Below are 21,853 nucleotides of genomic sequence, written 5' to 3'. Positions count from 1 at the left end.
TCCCGGTACGTACTGGAGAGCGGACACAACGCGAACGGCCCGACACGTCGCACGGGCCGGGGTGCCCAGCGTACGACGGCCACCGGGCGCGGGCATGCGGTCACCCCCGGGGGCGGCCGGATCATGTCACCGGCCGCAGGAGGACGGGCGGCCGGGGGGTTCCTCCCGGCCCGGCCGGGGTGAGACCCTGTCCGCGCCCATTTAGGTGTACGAAGAAAGGACCCTGTGGTGGTGGAGCAGCCGACGACCCGGACCGGACCGGCCCCGAGCCCCACCGACTCCCCCACCGGCCGCCGCGGACCCGTCGTCGCCGCGCTGATGCTCGCCATGGCGCTCGCCGCCCTCGACGGCACCGTCGTCGCCACCGCCGTCCCGCAGATCGTCGGCGACCTCGGCGGGCTCTCCGTCTTCTCCTGGCTGTTCTCCGGTTACCTGCTGGCCGTGACCGTCACCCTGCCGGTGTACGGGAAACTCAGCGACACCTTCGGCCGCAAACCCGTCCTGGTCGCCGGCACGGTCCTCTTCCTCGCCGGCTCCCTGCTGTGCGCCCTGGCCTGGGACATGGGCTCCCTGATCGCCTTCCGCGTCGTGCAGGGACTCGGCGGCGGCGCGCTCCAGGGCACCGTCCAGACCATCGCCGCCGACCTCTACCCCCTGAAGGAGCGGCCCCGGATCCAGGCGAAACTGTCCTCGGTGTGGGCCACCTCCTCGGTGGCGGGCCCGGCGGTGGGCGGCCTGCTCGCCGGGTACGCCGACTGGCGCTGGATCTTCCTGATCAACCTGCCGCTGGGCCTCCTCGCCCTCTGGCTGATCGTCCGCCACCTCACGGAACCGGCCCGCGACGCCTCCGCCGGGAACCCGCCCGGGACCGCCGGGACAGGCGCACGCGCGCGCGTGAAGGTCGACTGGCCCGGCGCCCTCGCCGTCTTCGCCACCGGCGTCCTGCTGCTCACCGCGCTGGTCCAGGGCGGTGTCGCCTGGCCCTGGCTCTCCGCGCCCTCCCTCGGCCTGCTCGGCGGGGCCGCCGCCCTCGCCGCGCTCACCGTCGTCATCGAGCGCCGCGCGCCCGAACCGATCATCCCCGGCTGGGTCTGGCGCCGCCGCACCATCGCCGCCGTCAACCTCGCCCTCGGCGCCCTCGGCCTGCTCATGGTCGCCCCGGCCGTCTTCCTGCCCACCTACGCCCAGTCCGTCCTCGGCCTCGGACCGATCGCCGCCGGCTTCGTCCTCTCCGCCTGGACCCTCAGCTGGCCCGTCACCGCCGCGCTCTCCAGCCGCGTCTACACCCGCGTCGGCTTCCGGCTCACCGCCGTCCTCGGCATGTCCCTGGCGCTGGTGCTGCTGCTCGCCTTCCCGTTCCTGCCGTTCCCCGGCGAGCCCTGGCAGCCCGCGCTCCTCATGCTGCTGCTCGGCGGGGCGCTCGGCCTCTTCCAGCTGCCGCTGATCGTGGGCGTGCAGTCCACCGTCCCGTACGAGGAGCGGGGCACGACCACCGCCTCCGTCCTCTTCTGCCGGCAGGTCGGGCAGAGCGTCGGCGCCGCCCTGTTCGGCGCCGTCGCCAACACGGTCCTCGCCTCCCGGCTCGGCGGCGGCACCGACCTGGACACCCTGGCCCGCGCCCTCGACGCCCCCGGCTCCCTCACCGCCGAGACCACCGACCGGCTGCGCCGGGCGGTCGACGCGGCGGTGGACTCCGTCTACCTGGGCGCGGCGGTGGCGGCCGGGCTCGCGCTCCTCGCCCTCCTCACCCTGGCCCCGCGCCGATTCCCCGTCCTGGAGGAGGAGAAGCGGCCCGGGCCGGAGCGGGACTGACCGGGTGCCGTCCGCCGTCAGAAGGCGGTGTTGTACCCGAGGTCGGCCGGCAGCACGTCGTTCGCCTTCACCGGCTTGAAGGGCGCCGACCAGTCGCCCGTACCGGCGTAGAAGTACGCCTTTCCGTTGGCGGCGAGCAGGTCGGCCCGCCCGTCGCCGTTGCCGTCCCCGATGCCGACGAGGTCGGTGTACGCGTTCCACCCGGCGCCGAGCCGGGCGCGCGGCGCGAAGGTGCCGTCGCCCTTGCCGAGGTACAGCCACAGGACGCCGTCCGCGTCGCGGGCCAGGAGGTCGCCGGCCGAGGCGCCGGCGAGGTCCCCGGTGGCGGTGAGCTGGTTGTAGATGCCCCAGCCGGTGCCGATCTGCTTGCGCGGGCCGAGGGGCGCGGTGGCGTTACCGGTGCCGGGGTAGAGCCACAGGCCGCCCGCCTTGTCGGTGGCGAGCAGGTCCGCGCGGCCGTCGCCGGTCAGGTCGCTGCCGCCCGCGATGTGCTGGTAGACGCCCCAGCCCGTGCCGATGCGGGTCCGCCCCGACAGCGGCTTCGCACCGTCACCGGTGCCCTGGTAGAGCCACAGGTCGCCGGCGGTGTCACGGGCGAGGGTGTCCGGGGCCGGGGTGCCGGCCACGTTGCCCGCGGACTCGACGCGGTCGTAGATCTGCCAGCCGGTGCCGACCTTCCACGCGCCGGCGTGGACCAGGTTGTCGCCGGCCGGTGCGGGCTGCGTGCCGACCAGCGCCAGGCCGCCGGAGTTGTCGCGGACGAAGACGTCGGCGGTGCCGTTGTCGTCGTAGTCGTGCGCGCCGGCGGGCCGGGTGACGGTGAAGCGGCCGGTGGCCCGCAGCTCCGGTCCGATGCCGTCGTCGGGGAGGGCCTGGAGCTCCCAGGTGTACTCGCCGTTGAGCGCGGGGCGGGTGGCTTCCGGGTGGGTGAGCTCCTTGCCGTTCCAGCGCCAGGAGACCGTGTGCGGCGCGGAGGCGGCCGGGGCGGTGACGAGGGGCCACTGCTGGCGCTGGCCGGTCCGCGTGTGGACGAGCGTCACCCAGGCGAACACGTCGCCCCGGGACAGGTCCCAGGTCATGCCGACGCCACCGGCGAGCTGCGCGCCGGTGAGGGCGGTCGGGGCGGTGGTGCCGAGGAGGGTGACGGCGGTGGCCTGCCCGGTCGGCGCGACCAGGGCGGCGGCCGGCCTGCCGTCTGCGCCGGGTGCCACACGGTAGAGGCCCTCGCCGGTGGCCGGGCTGCCGCCCCGCACGAGCAGGGAGCCGTCGGGGGCGGGGACGGCGGAGGAGTAGTGGGTGAGGAGCGGGACCTTCTCGCCGGTGTCGAGCGAGCGGGCGACGTACGGCCGGGGGGCGCGCGGCGCCGTACCGCCGTAGGTGTCCTGGCCCTCGTCGATGCGGCTGGGCTCGCCGTAGGCCAGCCAGCCGCCGAGGAGCTGGAAGCCGTCGTCCCAGAAGCCGTTCGTCTCGATCCGCCTGCTCTCCGCCGAGCCGATGCGGGCCGCCTGGACCCACGCCGTGCGCCCGTCGGACTCCTCCCAGGCGACATGGGTGGCGGAGACGGCGGACTCCGGCATCCGGTACCCGTTCGGGTGGGCCGAGACGACCGCGGCCGTCGCCAGGTCCACGACCGCCCGCGAGCGGGGCTCGTTCATGCCGAGGCCGCAGTCGAGGACGGCGGTACCGGTGGCGTACGCGCTCACGTTGAGGTCGCAGATGGTGTCCGGCAGGCCGGTCACCGGGCGGGCGACGGGCTTGCCGTCCTCGACGGTGACGAGGTGCGGCTTCCAGGGCCCCACCTCCTCGTCGTCCACCAGGACGACGAGGGTCGAGCCGACGGCGCCGCTGAAGTAGTGGTTCGCGCCCAGCAGGTCGAGGTCGACGCGCACCGGGGCCGCCGACGGGGCGGCCATGTCGTGCAGGGTCAGGACCCGGTTGTCGGACGGCTCGGCCGCCTCGCCGGTCACGACGACGTCCGAGACCCCGCCGGTCACCAGGGCGGCGGGCGGCAGGACGGTGGAGGAGCCGTCCGCGAAGCGCGTCCAGCGGTACTCGGGGGCGGCGGTGCCGGTCACGTTCGTCCGCGTCAGGAACCCGGTGGTGCCCGCGCCGACGATCTCCGCGTTCACCGGGAACCGTACGGGGGACTCCTCCGCCGCCCCGGCGGCCACCGCGGCGGGAGCGGGGGCCGCGGTCGCCGGGACCGCGGCCACGACGCCCCCGGTGGCCGCGAGGACGACGGTGACGGCCGCGGCCGTGAGACGCCGTCCTGACGTGCGTATACGCATCATGATCTTCCTCTCCTGGAGGAGAGGAGAGTAGCGGCTGCCCGGCGGCGAACGTCCGGCGGGGGAGCGAGCGTTGCGGCCGCGCCTACGAGCCGTCCCGGCGCGGGGTGAGACAGAAGGGGTGACCGGCCGGGTCGGTGAGGACCCGCCACAGGTCCGGTCGGGGCTGCCGCTCGGGTTTCCCGGCGCCGAGGGCGAGCAGTTCCGCCTCGGCCCCGTCCAGGTCGTCGACGGCGAAGTCGAGGTGGAGCTGCTGCGGCACCTCCCCCTCCGGCCAGGACGGCGGGCGGTACCCGTCGACGCGCTGGAAGCCGATCACCAGCCCGTGCTCCCCCCGCAGCGCCGCGAACCCGCCGTCGGAACGCTCGTGCAGGGAGAGCCCGGTCGCCTTCCGGTAGAAGTCGGCGAGGGCCAGGGGGTCGGCGCAGTCGAGGGTGACCGCCGTCAGTGCCATCCGCATGACCGGGAGCCTAGGGGTGTATCGCCGATCGTGCCGGGCCCGGGAGAAGAGGGCCTAGGTCGTGTCTTTTGGATCAGGCCGGATCAGGGAGCGGCGTCTGGCGCCGTGCATCGCAAGGCGGAGGAGGGAGTCCATGCGGAGCATCGGCGACCGACGACAACGCTGGGGGCACCTCCCGTGCCCGAAGGGCCACGGGGGAGAGGCGCGGTGCCAGGCGCCGCGAGCCCGGCAAGATCCGAAAGACACGGCCTAGTCCGCCGTGCCCTGGGCCTTCGGGGCCTGTCGGTCCGTCCGGTCCTCCCCGTCCTCGCGGTCCTCCCCGTCCTTCGCCGTCGCCCGCTTCCGGTCGTCGTCCAGCGCGGCCGGGCGGCCCGTCAGGGCGGCGAGGGAGTTGCGGATGTGCTCCATGTGGGAGTGGATCTCGTCGCGCGCCTCCTCGTGCTCCCGCAGCACCCGCTCCGTCGCGCGCTCGATCCGCTCCGCCTTGAGGCGGGCCTCCGCGAGGAGCTCGGCCGCGCGGGCCTCCGCGTCCTCCTGGCCGTGCCGGGCCTGCTCCTCGGTCGCGGACAGGGTCCGGCGGGCCTCCGCGAGGCGCTCCTCGGCCCGGGCGAACTGCTCCTCGTGCCGGGCGTCCAGCTCGGCCGCCCGCGCCTCGGCCGCCCGCTCGGCCTCCTCCCGTACGGTCGCCTGCTCGGCGCGCTGTTCGGCCAGGAGCGCCTCCGCGCGGGCCACGGTCTCCTCGTACGCCTCCCGGGCCGCGTTCCTGGCACCCTCGGCGTCCCGCAGGGCGACCGTCCGCAGCTCCCCGGCCCGGCGGCGGGCCTCCTCCAGGGCCGCGCGGGCCGTCGCCTCGGCCTCCTCCCGTACCCCTTCGGCGTACGTCCGGGCCGACTCCGCCACCTCCCGGGCCGCCTCGGCGGCGGCCTCCGCGAGCGCCTGCGCCTCGGCCTCGGCGGCCCGTACGAGCCGCTCGTCCTCCTGCTCGGCGAGCTCCAGGATCTTCTGCGCCGCCTCGCCCAGCGACTCGTACCGCTGCGGCGGCAGCGCCTCCGCCTCGGCCCGCAGCCGGGCGACCTCGGCCTCCATCTCCTTCTCGAGGACGGTGAGCCGTGCCGCCCGTTCCCAGGCGCCGTCGCGTTCCCCGGAGAGCGCGGCGAGGAAGCGGTCGACCTGCTCCGGCCGGTACCCGCGGCCCCGTCCGACAGCGAAACTCATCCCTGACGCCCCTTCCGTATGGACTCGAGCATCAAGGATGCTCCATGAGAACGGACAAAAGGCGCCCGACGTGAACACACGTCGAGCGCCTTTGATCACATCCTGTCGTGCCGGTCCGTCCTCAGAGCAGGCCGTCCCACATCTGCTCCAGCAGCACCGACCACCAGTTCTCCGGCGACGACAGCGCCGCCGGGTCCAGCATCGCCAGCTGCGCCTGGAAGTCCACCGTCCACCGGCCCGCCTGCTCCGGGTTCAGACCGAACCGCAGCCGCCACATCCGGCCCAGCAACGCCATGCACCGCACGAACTCCGGCAGACCGGTGTTCACGAACTGCGGCGGCACCGGCTGCCCGCCCGGACCGGCCTCCACCGGCACCGCCACGATGTGCGCGGTCCCGTACTGGACACAGATCGCCCGCCCGAAGTCCGACCCGAGCACCAGGTAAGAACCCGCGTCCGCGGCCGGCTGCACCTGCCGCTGCGCGGCCAGCTCCGCCAGCGTCGGCACCACCGGCACCGCCGGCTGCGCCCAGAAGAACGGACCGAAGTCCGCCGGCAGCCCCGCCCACACCAGCGTCCGCGCCACCAGCTCGGGCACGCCCTGCCGGGACACCGCCCGCTGATCGAAACGGAGGATGCCCGGACCGAACGCCCCGCCGAGCTCCTGCGCCACCGCCTCCGGCGGCAGCGGCGGGGCGGGCTGCACCTGCGGCAGCGGCGCCCGCACCGGCGCGGGACGCGCCGGACCGTCCGCCACCTGGTGCAGCTCGCCCTGATGGGTCAGCAACTGGCGCATTCCCTGCTGCCGGCCCGCGTGGTCACGGCCGTACGGGGCGATGCTCGTGATCCGCGCCTGCGGCCAGGTCTCCCGGATCATCCGGGCGCAGTAACCGCCCGGCAGCTCGCAGGACGCCAGCTCCGTGTGCAGCTCCAGCACCTGCTGCGGCGGCACGTTCATGGCCCGCAGCTCGTGCAGGATCTGCCACTCCGGATGCGGGGTGCCCGGCGCCGAACGCCGGATGATCTGCGCCTCCGAGCCGTCGGGCGCACGGTAGCGCAGCACCGCCTGGTACCCCGGGCCGACCGTCGGCACCCCGGCCGGCGGCTGCTGCGGATAACCGTACGCGGGCGGCGGCACCGGCCCCGCAGCCGGCGGCGGCGTGTGCCCGCCGTGCACCGGCGGCGCCGGGGCGGGCGGGGGCGGCGGCGTACCGGGACCACCCGGCCCCGGGTGCGCCAGCATCGTCGCCGCGTGCGCGACCCCGCCGGGCGGCGTGCCCGGCACCCCGGGCGGCGGCGGAGGCGGCGGAGGCGCGCCCGGCCCGCTCGGACCGGGGTGCGCCAGCATCGTCGCCGCCTGGTGCACCGGCTGCGGCGGCGTCACACCACCGGGAGCACCCGGCGCACCGGGAGGCCCGGGCGGCGCGGGAACCCCGGGCGGACCCGGCGGCGCGGGCGGGCCCGCGTCGGGCGCGAGCTGCGACACGAGCTGCGTCGGCACGTAGGCGAGACCGCCACCCCCACCCGTACCACCGGCACCCGGCACACCGGGAGCACCCGGCGGCGGGGGCGGAGTCGGTCCGCCCGGCGGCGTCAGCCGGGCCTTGCTCGTCGCCGCGTCCGCGAGGTCCCCCGCCTGCCGCGCACCCGGGGCGGGCGGCGCGGACGGCGGAGGCGGCGTCGGCGCGGGCGCCGGGGCGGAAGGCGGCGTCACCGCCGGCGGCACCGGGCCCGGCGGAGGCGCGTTCGGGTCCAGGGCCGGGGTCGCCACGGCGGTCGGCGGCAACGCGCTGCCCCCGTGCATCAGCGCCGTCGGCGCGTCCGCGCCCACCACCGGCGGCGGCGCGTCCTCGTCGTCCGCACCCGACAGCGGCGGCGCGAAAACGGTCGCCGGCAACGGCACGGCCCCGTCCGCCCCACCGGAACTCGCGTTGGCGTCCACCCACGGACTGTCCGCCGCCGCAGCCGCCGCGGAACCCGCGGAGTCCGCCGACGAGGAGTCCGAAGGACGCGCCGGCACCCCGTCCATCGCCGTCGGCTCACGGTCCGGACCGTCCGCGGAAACCACCGGCTCCGGCAGCGGCGTCGCCGAGGACGACGAGGCCTCCGAGACACTCGGCGCCTCCGGTACGTCCGCCACCTCCGACGCGTCCTGCAACCCCGAAGAGGGCGACGGCGACGACGTGGAGGACGAGGACGGCGCCGCGACCGCGCCCCCTTCCTCCTGCGACACGTTCGGCTCCTTCGGCAGACCGATCCGGTCCGCCGCGTCCTGAAGCCACTCCGGCGGACTCAGCAGGAACGACGTCTGGTTCAGATCGACCCGCGCCGCCGGAGCCGGCACCACGGCCGCCTCCGCAGCCGCGCCGTACTCCTCCTCGTACCGGCGGATCACCTCACCCACCGGCAGTCCCGGCCACAGCGTCGCCTCCCCGCTGTCCCGCGCGATCACCAGCCGCTGCCGGCCCCCGTCCGAGACCGGACCGCCCTCACGGTCCTCCGCCCACACGACGAAACCCAGCTCGAACTCCCGCACCCGCACCTCACGGTGCTGATACGCCGGCAGGTCACCGTTGATCCACTCCTCGGCACGCTCCTGCGCCTGCGCGAACGTCACCACAGCCAGCTCACTCCCCCACCGGGACCACGGGCACGGCACGCGCGAAGCCACCGTCCACCATCAGATTCGCCACCGTCTCCAGCTCCGGCGGATTACCCGCCAGACGCGCCAGGAAAGCGTCGAAATCCTCACCACAGGGCAGCAGCAGACGCTCCACCCGCTCACCCACCGACCAGCCGGCCGCCACCTCGCCGCCGTCCCGCGCGTCGTCGTACGCGCAGAACCACACCGAACCGACCGCCTCACCGCGCACCTTCACCGCGATCAGACCCCCCTGCACGAACGCCACCCCCAGGTAGTCCTTCGTCAGGTGATCCCGCAGACACTTGTTGACGTACACCAGATCGTTCACCCCGGCCGCGTCCCGCACCGTGAAGAACGGCTGGTCCACCAGCAGCCCCAGCTCCGCGTCCAGCGCCGCGCCCACCGGCGCGCACCCGCCCGCCGCCTTCAGGAACGAGCGGTACGCCCCCGGCAGCCGGTACCCGAGGTCCTCCTCGACACCCTGCAACTGCTGCTCCGACACCGACACCAGCGTCCTCGGCACCCCGAAATGCGCCGGCCGGGTCTCCTGCAGCGGACGCGTCCCCCGCTTCGACTGGTCCACCGCCGCCGTCGCCACCCCGCCGTGATGCCGCAGCAGCGCCTTCACCTCCACCGGAACCAGCTCCATCCGGCGGCTGTGCGCCACGTGATGCCAGGTCCAGCCGTGCGGGGTCGCCACCGACGGGATCGCGTCCCACAGCTCGTGGCCGGTCGCCGCCATCGCCGCGTTCGCCGACACGTAGTCCGTGAGCCTCAGCTCGTCGACACCGAAACCCTCCGGCGGATCGGCGATCTCCGCCGCCGCACGCGCGTACGGCGAGAAATCCGGGTAACCCCGCTCGTCCACCCGCACCCCTCGCGGGTGACGGGCGGCCCGCACCGGGTCCGGGAAATGCACGACCTGCCCGGCGTAGGCCGCGTTCGGTGGCGCGGTGTCCTGCCCGAGCCGACCTGTCGTCATGGCGGTTGCCCCCTGCACTGGCGTCGCTGACTGCTGACTGCTCCTACCGACTGATCCCGCACAGCCTATGCGCTGCCACCACCCTCCGGACGGGCCCCGTCCGCCCCCACCCCGACCGTCACCCCGTGTCACCACGCCATGACAGGCCCCCCACGATTCCGACACACCGACAGCGCGTTTGGCCGCCCCAGCTTCCCCATATGGCTCCCTATTTGGCAGGCTGTCCACGCAACTCGGGGGATTGCAGGAGGGGAAGACCGACACGATGCACACCGCAACAACACCCACACAGGGTGACCCGCGCCTCAACTGGAGCAGCGACGCCGACGCCACCCGCGCGCCCTTACTGCGTCACCGGCGCGACGGAATCCTCCCCACCGTCGGGGCCGCCCTCTCCGTCCGCGGCGAAACCCTCACCTGCACGGCCGGCCGCGGCGACCGCCCGCCCGCCCTCCACCCGCTCGTCCAGGACTTCCTGGACACCCTCACCAGCGGCCAGCGGGAACGCTTCACCGGACGCTGCCCCGAAGCCATCCTGCTCTCCCGGCACCTCACCGCCACCGAGAACGGACGCTCCCGGCGCGCCCAGCGCAAACCGCTCACCCACGGCGAGGCCCGCCGCTCCCTCAAGCACGCCAAACTCACCGCCCGCCGCATCCGCGAGGACGGCGACCCGCTCCACGGCAGCTACGCCGCACCCTGCCGCTCCTGCACGGCGATGCTCGCCCACTTCGGCGTCCGCACCGTCGACCCGACCGCCCAGAACGGCTGACCCCGCGCATGCCCGACACCACCCGCTTCCCGGTCAACGTCGACGCCGCCCTCCGCGAGGCCGGCTGGCAGCCCGGCCGCTGGGACATCAAACTCGCCGAGGAATGGGCCGACGCCCTGCGCGCCCACGTCTCCCCCGCCGGCCACCGCCACAGCGTCTTCCCGGCCGCCGTCGAGGCCTGGGCCGAATTCGGCGGCCTGACCGTCACCGCCCCCGGACAGGGCCGCCAGATAGCGCCCGCGACCGTACGCTTCGACCCCCTCGCCGGACTCCACCTCGCCCGCACCCTCGGCGACCTCGGCCGTGCCCTGGACACCGAACTCGCGCCGCTCGGCGAGGAGGGCGACCACCAGGCCGTCCTGGCCGTGGACGCCGAAGGCCGCGTCTACAGCCTCGACCACGCCGGCGACTGGTACCTCGGCAAGGACATCGACGCCGCCCTCGCCACCCTCGTCACCGGAGCCCAGCCCACCCGCCTCACCACCCTGCCCTGACCGGCACGCCCGCCGGGACGCCAGGGCCGACCGCCCACGGCGCGTCCATCGGGACGTGAGGCGCTAACCGTCCACGGACGCGGCCGGCGGGTCGGCCGGCGCCGTCGGCAGCACCGCCGACACCCGGAAACCCCCCGCGTCCGTCGGCCCCGCCACGAACACACCACCGAGCCGGCCGACCCGCTCCCGCATGCCCACCAAACCGTTCCCCCCGCTCGGCAGATGCGCGTCCGCCACCGCCGCGTCCGAAGGACCGTTCTCCACCTGCATCGCGACCTCGGCCTCCCGATGCGCCAGCCGCACCACGACCGCCGCACCCGCCGCGTGCTTGTGCACGTTCGTCAACGCCTCCTGCACCACCCGGTACGCCGTCCGCTCCACCTCCGGCGCATACCGCCGCACCTCACCCCGCACCACCAGCTCCACCGCCGCACCCGCCTGCCGCGACTGCTCGCACAGAGCCTCCACCGCGTCCAGACACGGCCCGTCCCGGTCCTCACCCTCACCACCGTCACCATCGCCACCGGCCGCCGCCTCCGCCGCGGCCGCCGCCGCACGCCCCACCGCCGCCAACGGCACCCCCGACGCAACGGGAGGAGGCGCCTCCTCCCGCAACACGCCCAACATCTCCCGCAGCTCCGTCAGCGCCTGCCGCCCCATGTCCCCCACCAGCGCCGCGTTCCTCACCGCCTTCTGCGGATCCTTCAACGCCACCGCCTGCAACGCCGCCGCGTGCACCACCATCAACGACACCCGGTGCGCCACCACGTCGTGCATCTCGCGCGCGATCCGCCGCCGCTCCTCCTGCCGCGCCCACTGCGCCCGCTGCTCCGCCCGGTCGGCCAGCAACGACAACTCCTGCTCCAGGCTGTCGGCCCGCTCCCGCAGGCTCTCCATCAGCCGGCGCCGCGCCCCTATGTAGAGGCCGAAGAGGACGGGCGGGGCGTTGAGGCCCAGCGTCATGAAGGCCGACACGAGCGGCACGTACCAGCCGCTCGGATCGAAGTCCTGCTGGTCGACGTCGGCCTGCGCCACGTCCTGGCGCAGCCGCACGACCGTCACGACGAACACGGCCGCGGTCGACATCCCGGCCAGGACGGCCGTGACACGCCGGGGCACCTCGGAGGCCGCGAGCGAATACAGGCCGACGATCCCCATGAGGTAGCCCATCTCGGCGGGCGTCACGGCGATCGAGACCAGAACGACGGTGATCGGCCACCGGCGCCGCACGAGGAGCACGGCCCCCACCACGAAACCGAACAGCACCCCGACGGCCAGGGGCGTCCCCGCCCGGTCCGCGAAGGCGGCCCCCTCCGCCGCGCACTCCACCGCGGACACCCCGGCGAGCCCCACGTCCAGGACGGCCCCCCGCCGTCTCTCCCACCACCACCAGCCCCGCGCGCCGGCGCCCGGCGCGTCCTGATCTGCCCCCGTTGCGGTCATGCCCACCACCCTACGGGTGGCCCCCCTCCCGGGACGCGCGACGTCAACGTCCCGCACACCAGTCCCTCGAACTGCTGAATCGCGAGAGTTTTCGACCCGGACGTCCGCATTCCGGACGAAGGTCGACACATGACAGCGATCACCACCACGTCCGCGGACTTCGAGAACCTGCGCGCCCAGGCGGTCGCGCTGCGCCGCGAGGGCCTCAGCCGCCGCCGGATCCGCGACCGGCTGCGCGTGTACAACAACGACATCCTCAACCGCCTCCTCGAAGGCGAACCCGCCCCGGCGTGGACCAAACGCCCCAACGCCAAGGACGACCTCCGCGCCCGCGCCCGCGAGCTCCGCCTCCAGGGCATGACCTACGACCGGATCCAGGTCGAACTGGGCTGCTCGAAGAGCTCGATCTCGCTGTGGGTCCGGGACCTGCCGAGGCCTGAACGCCGCGATCCGTCGGAGCAGGCGAAGCTGGCGGCCCGCAAGCGCTGGGAGTACGAACTGGCGGTTCGGGACGAAGCCCGTCGCAAGACCAAGGCAGAGGCGGAGAGCGCGATCGGCTCCCTGTCCGACAGGGAGCTCCTGCTCGCAGGCGTCGCCCTCTACTGGGCCGAAGGCGCCAAGGACAAGTCGTACGACCGCCGCGAGAACGTCCTCTTCGTCAACAGCGACCCCGGAGTCATCCAGCTCTTCCTGGCCTGGCTGCGCCTGCTCGAGGTCGACCCCGACCGTCTGGCGTTCCGCGTCATGATCCACGAGTCGGCGGACATCGAAGGGGCGAAACGCTACTGGGCGGACCTCGTCGGCGTCACTCCGGATGCCTTCCAGAGGACGACGCTCAAGCGGCACAACCCCAAAACGGTCCGCAAGAACATCGGCGACGGCTACCGGGGGTGCCTGGTCATCCGAGTCTCCAAGGGTGCCGATCTCTACCGCCGCGTCGAGGGCTGGTGGCAGGGCATGGTGAAGTCGTCCGCGGCATTCGTGGCGGCGGATCACTCCGGTAAGGTCTGAGTCAGATCCGCCGTGGGGTAATGGCAGCCCGCAGGTCTTTGGAACCTTGCAGTGCTGGTTCGAGTCCAGCCGGCGGAGCTGCTCGGTTCGGGTCCTGACCTCCCTGGTCAGGACCCGCGCTCATGTCCGGCCCCCGACCCCCCGGTATCCTTCGTGCGTCCACCACCCAAAGCCGAAGGGCATACCCGTGAGCGCCAACCGCCCGGCAGCCGTCGTCGTCCTCGCAGCGGGTGAGGGCACCCGCATGAAGTCGAAGACTCCCAAGGTCCTCCACGAGATCGCCGGGCGTTCGCTCGTCGGGCACGTCGTGTCCGCCGCCCGGGAGCTGGAGCCCGAGCACCTCGTCGTGGTCGTGGGGCACGCCCGTGAGCAGGTGCGGGGGCACCTGGAGGAGCACTACGCGGGGACCCGGACCGCCGTGCAGGAGGAGCAGAACGGGACCGGGCACGCGGTGCGGATGGCGCTGGAGGAGCTGGGCGAGGCGCCCGAGGGGACCGTCGTGGTCGTCTGCGGCGACACTCCGCTGCTCTCCGGCGCCACGCTCGGCGCCCTCGCCGCCACGCACGCCGCCGACGGCAACGCCGTGACCGTGCTGACCGCCGAGGTGCCGGACTCGACGGGCTACGGCCGGATCGTCCGGGACGCCTCCGGTGCGGTGACCGAGATCGTGGAGCACAAGGACGCCTCCGAGGAGCAGCGCGCGATCAGGGAGATCAACTCCGGCGTGTTCGCGTTCGACGGGAAGCTGCTGGCCGAGGCGATCAAGCAGCTGCGGACGGACAACAGCCAGGGGGAGGAGTACCTCACCGATGTGCTGTCGATCCTGCGTGAGGCGGGCCACCGGGTCGGCGCGTCGGTGGCGGCCGATCACCGGGAGATCCTGGGCATCAACAACCGGGTGCAGCTGGCGGAGGCGCGGGCGCTGTTGAACCAGCGGCTCCTGGAGGCGGCGATGCTGGCCGGTGTGACGGTCGTGGATCCGTCGTCGGTCCTGGTCGACGTGACGGTGACGTTCGAGCCGGACGCGGTGATCCACCCGGGTACGCAGTTGCTGGGTGCCACGCACGTCGCGGAGGACGCCGAGGTGGGTCCGAACACGCGCCTGAAGGACACGCGGGTGGGCAGGGGTGCCCGGGTGGACAACACGGTGGCGGACTCGGCGGTCGTCGGTGAGGGTGCCTCGGTGGGCCCGTACGCGTACCTGCGTCCGGGGACGGAGCTGGGGCGGAAGGCGAAGGCCGGCACGTACGTCGAGATGAAGAACGCGACGATCGGCGAGGGTACGAAGGTCCCCCATCTGTCGTACGTGGGTGACGCGACGATCGGTGAGTACACGAACATCGGCGCGGCCAGTGTGTTCGTGAACTACGACGGCGAGGCGAAGCACCACACGACCGTCGGGTCCCACTGCAAGACCGGCTCGGACAACATGTTTGTGGCTCCTGTCACGATCGGGGACGGGGCGTACACCGCGGCCGGGTCCGTGATCACGAAGGACGTGCCGGCCGGTGCACTGGCCGTCGCCCGTGGCCAGCAGCGGAATATCGAGGGTTGGGTCGCCCGGAAGCGGCCCGGCAGCGCTGCCGCGCAGGCCGCTCAGGCGGCGTCGGAGGGTTCTGTCGGCGAAAGCTGACCGGAAACGGGTACGTCGAACTCGGCGTACCGTGATACGTGCACACAAATTCGGCTGGTTCGCACACGCGCACGGGAGCGCGGGGGTCGCGGCCAGGGAACACGTCTGAGGAGACAGTGCTGTGACCGGGATCAAGACGACCGGCGAGAAGAAGCTGATGCTCTTTTCCGGCCGCGCCCACCCCGAGCTGGCCGAGGAGGTCGCGCACCAGCTGGGTGTCGGCCTCGTTCCCACCAAGGCGTTCGACTTCGCCAACGGTGAGATCTACGTCCGCTTCCAGGAGTCGGCGCGCGGCGCGGACTGCTTCCTGATCCAGAGCCACACGGCTCCGATCAACAAGTGGATCATGGAGCAGCTGATCATGATCGATGCGCTGAAGCGGGCTTCCGCGCGCAGCATCACCGTGATCATTCCGTCGTACGGGTATGCCCGTCAGGACAAGAAGCACCGCGGTCGTGAGCCGATCTCGGCGCGTCTGGTGGCGGATCTGCTGAAGACGGCCGGTGCGGACCGGATTCTGACGGTGGACCTGCACACGGACCAGATCCAGGGCTTCTTCGACGGTCCGGTGGACCATCTGTCGGCGCTGCCGGTGCTGGCGGACTACGTGGGTGCGAAGGTCGACCGTACGAAGCTGACGATCGTGTCTCCGGACGCGGGCCGTGTGCGGGTGGCGGACCGGTGGTGCGACCGGCTGGACGCGCCGCTGGCGATCGTGCACAAGCGTCGTGACAAGGACGTGGCGAACCAGGTCACCGTGCACGAGGTCGTCGGTGACGTGGAGGGCCGTGTGTGTGTCCTGGTGGACGACATGGTCGACACGGGTGGCACGATCTGCGCGGCGGCGGAGGCGCTGTTCGCGCACGGTGCGGAGGACGTCATCGTGACGGCGACGCACGGCATCCTGTCGGGTCCGGCGGCGGACCGTCTGAAGAACTCGAAGGTGAGCGAGTTCGTGTTCACGGACACGCTGCCGGTTCCGGGTGCGCTGGAGCTGGACAAGATCACGGTGCTGTCGATCGCGCCGACGATCGCGCGTGCGGTGCGTGAGGTGTTCGAGGACGGTTCGGTGACGAGCCTGTTCGAGGAGCACTGAGCTTCGACCGCTCAGGGTTGACGTGAGGGCCGCTTCCCCGGGGGAGGCGGCCCTTCGGCGTGCCGGGGTGCGGGGTGATCCATTTGGGCGGTTCCCGGGGGGCGGCTAGACTGTCGTGGTTGCTCGGCGAGGGAGGCCGGCCCGTTCCGGGTCCGGCGGTCCGTTATCGACGCGCTCTTCGTAGCAGGCCATCGCCAGTCGTGGCCGGGTGACAGTCGCATCCGTCACCACCCATACGAGGAGTGCACATGTCCGAGGTCAAGCTCGCCGCGTCCGTCCGTTCGGAGTTCGGCAAGGGCGCCGCCCGCAAGATCCGCCGTGACAACAAGGTTCCCGGTGTCCTCTACGGTCACGGCACGGAGCCGGTCCACCTGACGCTCCCGGGTCACGACCTGGCGCTGGCGCTGCGTACGCCGAACGTTCTGCTGTCCCTGGAGATCGAGGGCCGCGGCACCGAGCTGGCGATCCCGAAGGCCGCGCAGCGTGACCCGCTGAAGGGTTTCCTGGAGCACGTCGACCTGCTCCTGGTCGAGCGTGGCGAGAAGGTCACCGTCGAGATCGTCGTCGAGACCGAGGGTGACCTGGCTCCGGGTGCCTTCCTGGTCGAGAACGTGCTGAACACGCTGTCGGTCGAGGCCGAGGCCACCCACATCCCGGAGTCCGTCACGGTCTCGATCGCCGGTCTGTCCGCCGGTGACGCGATCCACGCCAAGGACATCGCGCTGCCGAAGGGCACCGCTCTGGTGACGGACCCCGAGGCTGTCGTCATCCAGATCCTGGCCGCGCAGGCCGAGGAGCCGGCGGCCGAGGCTGCCGAGTCCGAGGGTGCGGAGGCCTGAGCCGTAGGCTCTGCCTGACGTGACGGGGTGACGGGCCGTGCGGCCCGTCACCCCGTTTTCCTTTTTCTCTCTGTACGCGCACGAGGAGACGTGGAGCGGATGACGGACGACGCGAACGCGCCCTGGCTGATCGTCGGCCTCGGCAATCCTGGCCCGGAGTACGCGGGCAACCGGCACAACGTCGGCTTCATGGTGGTGGATCTGCTGGCCGGGCGGATCGGCGGGAAGTTCAAGCGGGCCCAGAAGGCGCAGGCGCAGGTGGTGGAGGGCCGGATGGGTCCTCCGGGGCCTGCCAACCGCCGGGTGGTGCTGGCGAAGCCGATGTCGTACATGAATTTGTCCGGTGGTCCGGTGATGGCGTTGCGGGACTTCTACAAGGTGCCGACGGCCCATGTGGTGGCGGTCCATGACGAGTTGGACATCGATTACGGGGTGCTGCGGTTGAAGCTGGGCGGTGGGGACAACGGGCACAACGGTCTGAAGTCGATGACGAAGGCGATGGGTCCGGAGTATCACCGGGTGCGGTGCGGGATCGGGCGGCCGCCGGGTCGGATGCAGGTGGCGGATTTCGTGTTGAAGGACTTCTCGTCGGCGGAGCGCAAGGATCTGGACTGGTTCGTGGACCGGGCGGCGGACGCGGTTGAGTGCCTGGTGGCGGAGGGTTTGGAGCGGGCGCAGTCGGCGTACAACTCCTAGGCGCCTCGGCGTGTTCGTACGACGGTACGATCGCGGGTCATGACGCACCTCCGTAACGCCGCCATGGCCCTGGTCGTCCTGCTGCTCGTCGTCGCGGGGGTGTGGGCGTCGTGGGGGTCGGCCCAGCACGTGCTGCTGTCGAAGGGGCGGGAGCACGGGACGCTGACCGTGACGGGTTGCACGGAGGAGCGGTGCAGCGGGCGGTACGTGCCGGAGGATCCGTCGGTGACGCGGCGGACGCTGGTGATCGAGCGTTCGGTGGCGGCGGAGAAGGGTGTGACGATCCCGGTGGTGGTGAAGCCGGGGACGGACGAGGGCGTGCGGGCGGGCTGGGGTGGTGGTCTGCACGCGTGGCTGCCGCTGGGGGGTGCGCTGCTGCTGGCGGCTCCGGTGGTGGCGGGCGGGCTGCGGATGTCGCGGGTGGCGTGGTCGCTGGCGGGTGCCGGGGGTGCGCTGCTGGTGGCGGCGTTCTTCGCGTTGTGACGCATAGCCGTTGATACCGGCGGGTCCTGCGCGATCGTTATGAACCTCTGGGTTAAGGGTGACGTAAGGCGACGGATAGGCTGCCCCCGCCACCTCCCACGGCATCCCTCATCCCAGATGGACGACTGCACATGCGACGATCCCTGATTTCCGCCGGCGCGCTTGTCGCGGCCATGGCGGGCTCCCTGGTCCTGGCCCCGGCCGCCTCGGCCTCCGAGCGCCCGAACCCCGAGTTCAACCAGCAGGAGCAGCTGCCGATCTCGGCCGGCGAGTACGAGAAGGGCGACTGCCCGCCCGTTGCGTCCGACAAGGACGGCTGGCACTTCGTGCTGCCGGGCAGCGGCAAGGACGACAGCGCGGTCTTCACCAAGCTGACGGTCGAGTTCAAGCCGGGCGGCATCCAGACCGTCACGGTCTTCGGCCCGCCGAGCGACAAGCACGCCTACGTGGCCTCCGAGCCGGGCGCCGAGCTGATCTCGGCCACCGCGGAGATCAATGGTGAGCTGAAGAAGAACTTCTTCAACCTCTCGCACACCTGCCCCGCGAGCGCCAAGCCCACGCCGACCGGCACGCCCACCACCACCGCGCCGACGCCGACGGACACCCCGACCACCGGGACGCCGACCGGCACGCCGACCACGGACGTGCCCACCACGGGCACGCCCACCACCGGCACTCCCTCGGGCACCCCGTCCGAGAGCACCACCCCGTCCGGGACCCCGACCACCGGCGCCCCGACCACGGGTACCCCGGGCGAGAGCGTCTCCCCCACCTCGACGTCCTCCGAGAGCGCGGGCCAGCCGGCGCCGAGCGCGTCGGGTTCGTCCTCCACGGGCGGCTCGGCCGAGGGTGACCTCGCCGAGACCGGCTCCAGCGCCCCGGTCGGCGTCCTCGCCGCCGTCGCCGTCGCCCTCGCGGGTGCCGGCGCGTTCCTGGTGAGCCGTCGCCGCAAGGCCCAGCAGCACTGACGTACCCCGTCATGACGGTGCCCCCACGGGAGATCCCGTGGGGGCACCGTCGCGTGGTGCGGGCGGGTGTCAGCCGGTGTTGCGCAGGCCGGCGGCGACGCCGTTCACGGTGAGGAGCAGGGCCCGCGCGAGGAGCGGGTCCGGGTCCTCGCCGCGCTCGGCGGCGGCCCGCTGGCGGGCGAGCAGGGAGACCTGGAGGTAGGAGATCGGGTCCAGGTAGGCGTCGCGGATGGCGAAGGTCTGCTGGAGGACCGGGTGGGAGTCGAGGAGCTTCTCCCCGCCGGTGATCTTGAGGACTTCGGCGACGGTGAGGGCGTGCTCGGCCTCGATGGTGTCGAAGACGTGCTTGAGCTCGTCGGGGACGAGGGTGTCGACGTAGTGGCGGGCGATCCGCAGGTCGGTCTTCGCGAGCGTCATCTCCACGTTGGAGAGGAAGTTGCGGAAGAAGTGCCACTGCTCGTACATCTCGCCGAGGACGGCGGCGCCTTCCATGCCCGCTTCGCGCAGCGCCTTCAGGCCGGAGCCGACGCCGTACCAGCCGGGGACGATCTGCCGGGACTGGGTCCAGCCGAAGACCCACGGGATGGCGCGCAGTCCGTCGAGCGAGACGCCCGAGCCGGGGCGGCGGGAGGGGCGGGAGCCCAGGTGCAGGTCGGCGAGCTGGTCGACGGGGGTGGAGGCCAGGAAGTACGTCGGCAGGTCCGGGTCCTCGACGAGCTTGCGGTACGCGGTGTGGGCGGCTTCCGAGACGGTGTCCATGGCCGCGTCCCAGCGGGCGAGGGCCTCGTCGGACTGGCGGGGCGCGGTGTGCAGGGCGGAGGCCTGCAGGGTGGCCGCGACGGTCAGTTCGAGGTTCTCGCGGGCGAGGGACGGGATGAGGTACTTGTCGGAGATGACCTCGCCCTGCTCGGTCACCTTGATCTCGCCCTCCAGGGTGCCCCAGGGCTGGGCGAGGATCGCGTCGTGCGAGGGGCCGCCGCCGCGGCCGACGGTGCCGCCGCGGCCGTGGAAGAGGCGCAGCCGGACCCCGTAGCGGTGGGCGACGTCGCGGAGCCTGCGCTGGGCGCGGTGGATCTCCCACTGGGAGGTGGTGATGCCGCCGAACTTGGAGGAGTCGGAGTAGCCGAGCATGACCTCCTGGACGTCGCCGCGGAGGGAGACGAGGCGCCGGTAGGAGGGGTCGGCCAGCATGTCGTTGAGGATGACGTCGGCGGCCTTGAGCTCGTCGGTGGTCTCCAGGAGCGGCACGATGCCGATCTTGGCCCAGCCGGCGTGCAGGTCGATCAGGCCGGCCTCGCGGGCGAGGACGGTGGCGGCGAAGACGTCGTCGGCGCCCTGGCACATCGAGATGATGTACGACTCGATGACCTCGGGGCCGAAGCGCTCGAAGGCTTCCTTGATGGTGTGGAAGACGCCGAGGGTCTTCTCTCCGGCGGCGTCGAGCGGCGCGGGGGTGGGGGCGAGCGGGCGGCGCGAGCGGAGCTCCTTGGCGAGCAGCTTCTGCCGGTAGTCGCGCGGCATGTCCGCGTACCGCCAGGACTCCTCGCCGAGCCGGTCGAACAGCTGGCCGAGGGCGTGGTGGTGGGCTTCGGCGTGCTCGCGGACGTCCATGGTGGCGAGCTGGAGGCCGAAGGCGGAGAGGGTGCGGATGACCCGGTCCATGCGGCCGTCGGCGAAGAGGCCGCCGCGGTGCTCGCGCAGCGAGGTCTGGATGAGGGTGAGGTCGCGCAGCAGCTCGGCGGTGCCGAGGTAGTCGCGGCCCTCCTGGTGGGGGGTGCCCTTGGCGAGGCGCTCGCGGGTGTTGACGAGCTTCTGGCGGATGCAGGTGGCCTTGAGCCGGTAGGGCTCTTCGGCGTTGAGCCGCTTGTAGCGGGGGCTGATCTCCGGCAGGAGCTCCAGGTCGCGCTGGAGGGAGTCCAGGAGTTCCTGGGTGGCCCCGGTGTAGCGGATGGAGTTGGACAGCAGGCCGCGGAGGAAGTCGACCAGTTCGAGGGCGTCGGTGATGCCGTGCTCGTGCTGGAGGATCAGGATGTCCCAGGTGACCTGCGGGGTGACGTTGGGGTTGCCGTCGCGGTCGCCGCCGATCCAGGTGCCGAAGGTCAGCGGGCGGGTGCCGGACGGCAGTTCGACGCCGACGCGCTCCAGCTCGGCGGCCAGGTCCTCCAGGACGTCGCCGACGGCGTTCGCGTGCAGCTCGTCCAGGTAGTAGATGGCGTTGCGGGCCTCGTCGGCGGGCTCGGGGCGGACGACCCGGAGTTCGTCGGTCTGCCAGATGAGGTCGATGTTCTCGGCGAGCCGCAGGTCGTGGCGGCGCCGGTCGGCCTCGATGACCGGGGTCTCCAGGAGGGCGCCGATCCGGCGGAGCTTGTTGAGGACGGACCGGCGGGCCGCCTCGGTGGGGTGGGCGGTGAACACGGGGCGTACGTTGAGGTTCTTGACGGTCTCGCGTACGTGCGCGGGGTCCCCGTCCTTCAGCATGTCCGCGGTGCGGGCCAGGAGTCCGCCCTCGGCGGCGCGCCTCTCGCGGAGTTCACGGCCGCGGTGAACCTGCTCGGTGACATTCGCCAAGTGGAAGTAGGTGGAGAAGGCACGCACGAGCTTCGCGGCGGTCTCCAGCTCCACGCCGCGCAGCAGCTCGGCGGCCGCGTCGCCGTCCTCGCGGGTGAGCCGGCGGACCTTCTCGACGAGGTCGAGGAGCTCGTGGCCCTCCTGGCGGACGAGCGTCTCGCCCAGCAGGTCACCCAGGCGGCGGATGTCGGCGCGCAGCTCGGCGTTGGTGGTGGGGGTCTGGTCGGCACTGCTCACAGGTGTGGCTCCTTGCAGTGTTTGAGCACGTCTGGAGGGGTACTGGAGGCTTGCGGACCGCGCTGTCCGACGCCCCCAGGATAGGTGCCCGTGTGCTCCGTGGGGGCCACGCCCCCGCTCGTGCCCTCTTGCCTGGCGCCGCGGCACTGCCATACTTACGATGGCGTAGGTTACGGAGGCGTAGCCTGGTGCACGTCCGTCCCGTTCCTCCG

The 21,853-nt window shown here is 72.8% G+C and carries 17 protein-coding genes and 1 tRNA gene; 11 read left to right on the top strand and 7 right to left on the bottom strand.

All coding sequences use genetic code 11. The features are described 5' to 3' along the window. Positions 1–228: 228 nt before the first annotated feature. Complete coding sequence (locus tag ACFY60_RS25775) at positions 229–1,812, top strand: MFS transporter (RefSeq protein ID WP_388615875.1); 1,584 nt, start codon at positions 229–231, stop codon at positions 1,810–1,812. 17 nt (positions 1,813–1,829) lie between these two features. Here the strand turns inward: ACFY60_RS25775 and ACFY60_RS25770 are convergent, their stop codons facing one another. The 5 genes from ACFY60_RS25770 to ACFY60_RS25750 form a co-directional block, all read right to left on the bottom strand. After that, positions 1,830–4,103 (bottom strand): N-acetylmuramoyl-L-alanine amidase, encoded by a 2,274-nt coding sequence (locus ACFY60_RS25770; protein WP_388615877.1) that lies wholly within the window; start codon positions 4,101–4,103, stop codon positions 1,830–1,832. 82 nt (positions 4,104–4,185) lie between these two features. Continuing rightward, a complete protein-coding gene (locus tag ACFY60_RS25765) occupies positions 4,186–4,560 on the bottom strand; it encodes a VOC family protein (RefSeq protein ID WP_388615878.1) in 375 nt (124 codons plus the stop codon). Between the two features lie 249 nt (positions 4,561–4,809). Continuing rightward, a complete protein-coding gene (locus ACFY60_RS25760; protein ID WP_388615880.1) occupies positions 4,810–5,775 on the bottom strand; it encodes a cellulose-binding protein in 966 nt (321 codons plus the stop codon). Between the two features lie 121 nt (positions 5,776–5,896). Beyond that, the gene (locus ACFY60_RS25755) at positions 5,897–8,395 is read right to left on the bottom strand and encodes an SUKH-4 family immunity protein (RefSeq protein WP_388615882.1); all 2,499 of its coding nucleotides are present in this window, start codon (positions 8,393–8,395) and stop codon (positions 5,897–5,899) included. 7 nt (positions 8,396–8,402) lie between these two features. Next, positions 8,403–9,401, bottom strand: a complete 999-nt coding sequence (locus ACFY60_RS25750; protein WP_388615885.1) for an SMI1/KNR4 family protein — start codon at positions 9,399–9,401, stop codon at positions 8,403–8,405. 265 nt (positions 9,402–9,666) lie between these two features. Here ACFY60_RS25750 and ACFY60_RS25745 point away from each other — a divergent pair, with 265 nt between their 5' ends. Together ACFY60_RS25745 and ACFY60_RS25740 are read left to right on the top strand one after the other, a co-directional pair. Beyond that, entirely contained in the window at positions 9,667–10,173 is a 507-nt protein-coding gene (locus ACFY60_RS25745) for a YwqJ-related putative deaminase (RefSeq protein ID WP_388615887.1), read from the top strand. Positions 10,174–10,181: 8 nt separating this feature from the next. Beyond that, positions 10,182–10,667, top strand: a complete 486-nt coding sequence (locus ACFY60_RS25740; RefSeq protein WP_388615890.1) for an SUKH-3 domain-containing protein — start codon at positions 10,182–10,184, stop codon at positions 10,665–10,667. Positions 10,668–10,730: 63 nt separating this feature from the next. Here the strand turns inward: ACFY60_RS25740 and ACFY60_RS25735 are convergent, their stop codons facing one another. Continuing rightward, positions 10,731–12,110 carry a sensor histidine kinase gene (locus ACFY60_RS25735; RefSeq protein WP_388615892.1) on the bottom strand — a complete coding sequence of 460 codons (1,380 nt, stop codon included), beginning with the start codon at positions 12,108–12,110 and terminating at the stop codon, positions 10,731–10,733. Between the two features lie 129 nt (positions 12,111–12,239). Between ACFY60_RS25735 and ACFY60_RS25730 the strand changes: the two genes are divergently transcribed. The 8 genes from ACFY60_RS25730 to ACFY60_RS25695 all read left to right on the top strand — a co-directional run bounded on the left by ACFY60_RS25730 (position 12,240) and on the right by ACFY60_RS25695 (position 18,836). Beyond that, positions 12,240–13,121, top strand: a complete 882-nt coding sequence (locus ACFY60_RS25730) for a hypothetical protein (protein ID WP_388615895.1) — start codon at positions 12,240–12,242, stop codon at positions 13,119–13,121. A gap of 6 nt (positions 13,122–13,127) precedes the next feature. Further along, positions 13,128–13,199 (top strand) — tRNA-Gln (locus tag ACFY60_RS25725). Positions 13,200–13,308: 109 nt separating this feature from the next. Continuing rightward, entirely contained in the window at positions 13,309–14,754 is a 1,446-nt protein-coding gene (glmU, locus tag ACFY60_RS25720; protein WP_388615897.1) for a bifunctional UDP-N-acetylglucosamine diphosphorylase/glucosamine-1-phosphate N-acetyltransferase GlmU, read from the top strand. Positions 14,755–14,875: 121 nt separating this feature from the next. Beyond that, positions 14,876–15,850 carry a ribose-phosphate diphosphokinase gene (locus ACFY60_RS25715; RefSeq protein ID WP_345285280.1) on the top strand — a complete coding sequence of 325 codons (975 nt, stop codon included), beginning with the start codon at positions 14,876–14,878 and terminating at the stop codon, positions 15,848–15,850. Positions 15,851–16,098: 248 nt separating this feature from the next. Beyond that, positions 16,099–16,689: a 50S ribosomal protein L25/general stress protein Ctc gene (locus tag ACFY60_RS25710; protein WP_388615900.1), complete on the top strand. Its 591-nt coding sequence runs from the start codon at positions 16,099–16,101 to the stop codon at positions 16,687–16,689. 99 nt (positions 16,690–16,788) lie between these two features. Beyond that, positions 16,789–17,385 carry an aminoacyl-tRNA hydrolase gene (gene pth, locus ACFY60_RS25705; RefSeq protein WP_388615902.1) on the top strand — a complete coding sequence of 199 codons (597 nt, stop codon included), beginning with the start codon at positions 16,789–16,791 and terminating at the stop codon, positions 17,383–17,385. Between the two features lie 39 nt (positions 17,386–17,424). Next, positions 17,425–17,868 carry a hypothetical protein gene (locus ACFY60_RS25700; RefSeq protein ID WP_388615903.1) on the top strand — a complete coding sequence of 148 codons (444 nt, stop codon included), beginning with the start codon at positions 17,425–17,427 and terminating at the stop codon, positions 17,866–17,868. 131 nt (positions 17,869–17,999) lie between these two features. Next, positions 18,000–18,836 carry an LPXTG cell wall anchor domain-containing protein gene (locus tag ACFY60_RS25695; RefSeq protein ID WP_388615906.1) on the top strand — a complete coding sequence of 279 codons (837 nt, stop codon included), beginning with the start codon at positions 18,000–18,002 and terminating at the stop codon, positions 18,834–18,836. A 69-nt stretch (positions 18,837–18,905) separates the two neighbouring features. Here the strand turns inward: ACFY60_RS25695 and ppc are convergent, their stop codons facing one another. Continuing rightward, positions 18,906–21,641 (bottom strand): phosphoenolpyruvate carboxylase, encoded by a 2,736-nt coding sequence (gene ppc, locus ACFY60_RS25690; RefSeq protein WP_388615909.1) that lies wholly within the window; start codon positions 21,639–21,641, stop codon positions 18,906–18,908. Positions 21,642–21,853: the final 212 nt, after the last annotated feature.

The organism is Streptomyces sp. NPDC012827 (assembly GCF_042900905.1).
GTDB classification, from domain to species: Bacteria; Actinomycetota; Actinomycetes; order Streptomycetales; family Streptomycetaceae; genus Streptomyces; species Streptomyces gulbargensis.
Note: the sequence above shows the minus strand (reverse complement) of the source record. Positions and strands in the feature narration are given on the sequence as shown.

Coding starts and splice junctions, on each gene's coding strand:
- ACFY60_RS25770 (WP_388615877.1), bottom strand. CDS start 4,103: ATGATGCGTATACGCACGTCAGGACGGCGTCTCACGGCCGCGGCCGTC.
- ACFY60_RS25765 (WP_388615878.1), bottom strand. CDS start 4,560: ATGCGGATGGCACTGACGGCGGTCACCCTCGACTGCGCCGACCCCCTG.
- ACFY60_RS25760 (WP_388615880.1), bottom strand. CDS start 5,775: ATGAGTTTCGCTGTCGGACGGGGCCGCGGGTACCGGCCGGAGCAGGTC.
- ACFY60_RS25750 (WP_388615885.1), bottom strand. CDS start 9,401: ATGACGACAGGTCGGCTCGGGCAGGACACCGCGCCACCGAACGCGGCC.
- ACFY60_RS25745 (WP_388615887.1), top strand. CDS start 9,667: ATGCACACCGCAACAACACCCACACAGGGTGACCCGCGCCTCAACTGG.
- ACFY60_RS25740 (WP_388615890.1), top strand. CDS start 10,182: ATGCCCGACACCACCCGCTTCCCGGTCAACGTCGACGCCGCCCTCCGC.
- ACFY60_RS25735 (WP_388615892.1), bottom strand. CDS start 12,110: ATGACCGCAACGGGGGCAGATCAGGACGCGCCGGGCGCCGGCGCGCGG.
- ACFY60_RS25730 (WP_388615895.1), top strand. CDS start 12,240: ATGACAGCGATCACCACCACGTCCGCGGACTTCGAGAACCTGCGCGCC.
- ACFY60_RS25710 (WP_388615900.1), top strand. CDS start 16,099: ATGTCCGAGGTCAAGCTCGCCGCGTCCGTCCGTTCGGAGTTCGGCAAG.
- pth (WP_388615902.1), top strand. CDS start 16,789: ATGACGGACGACGCGAACGCGCCCTGGCTGATCGTCGGCCTCGGCAAT.
- ACFY60_RS25700 (WP_388615903.1), top strand. CDS start 17,425: ATGACGCACCTCCGTAACGCCGCCATGGCCCTGGTCGTCCTGCTGCTC.
- ACFY60_RS25695 (WP_388615906.1), top strand. CDS start 18,000: ATGCGACGATCCCTGATTTCCGCCGGCGCGCTTGTCGCGGCCATGGCG.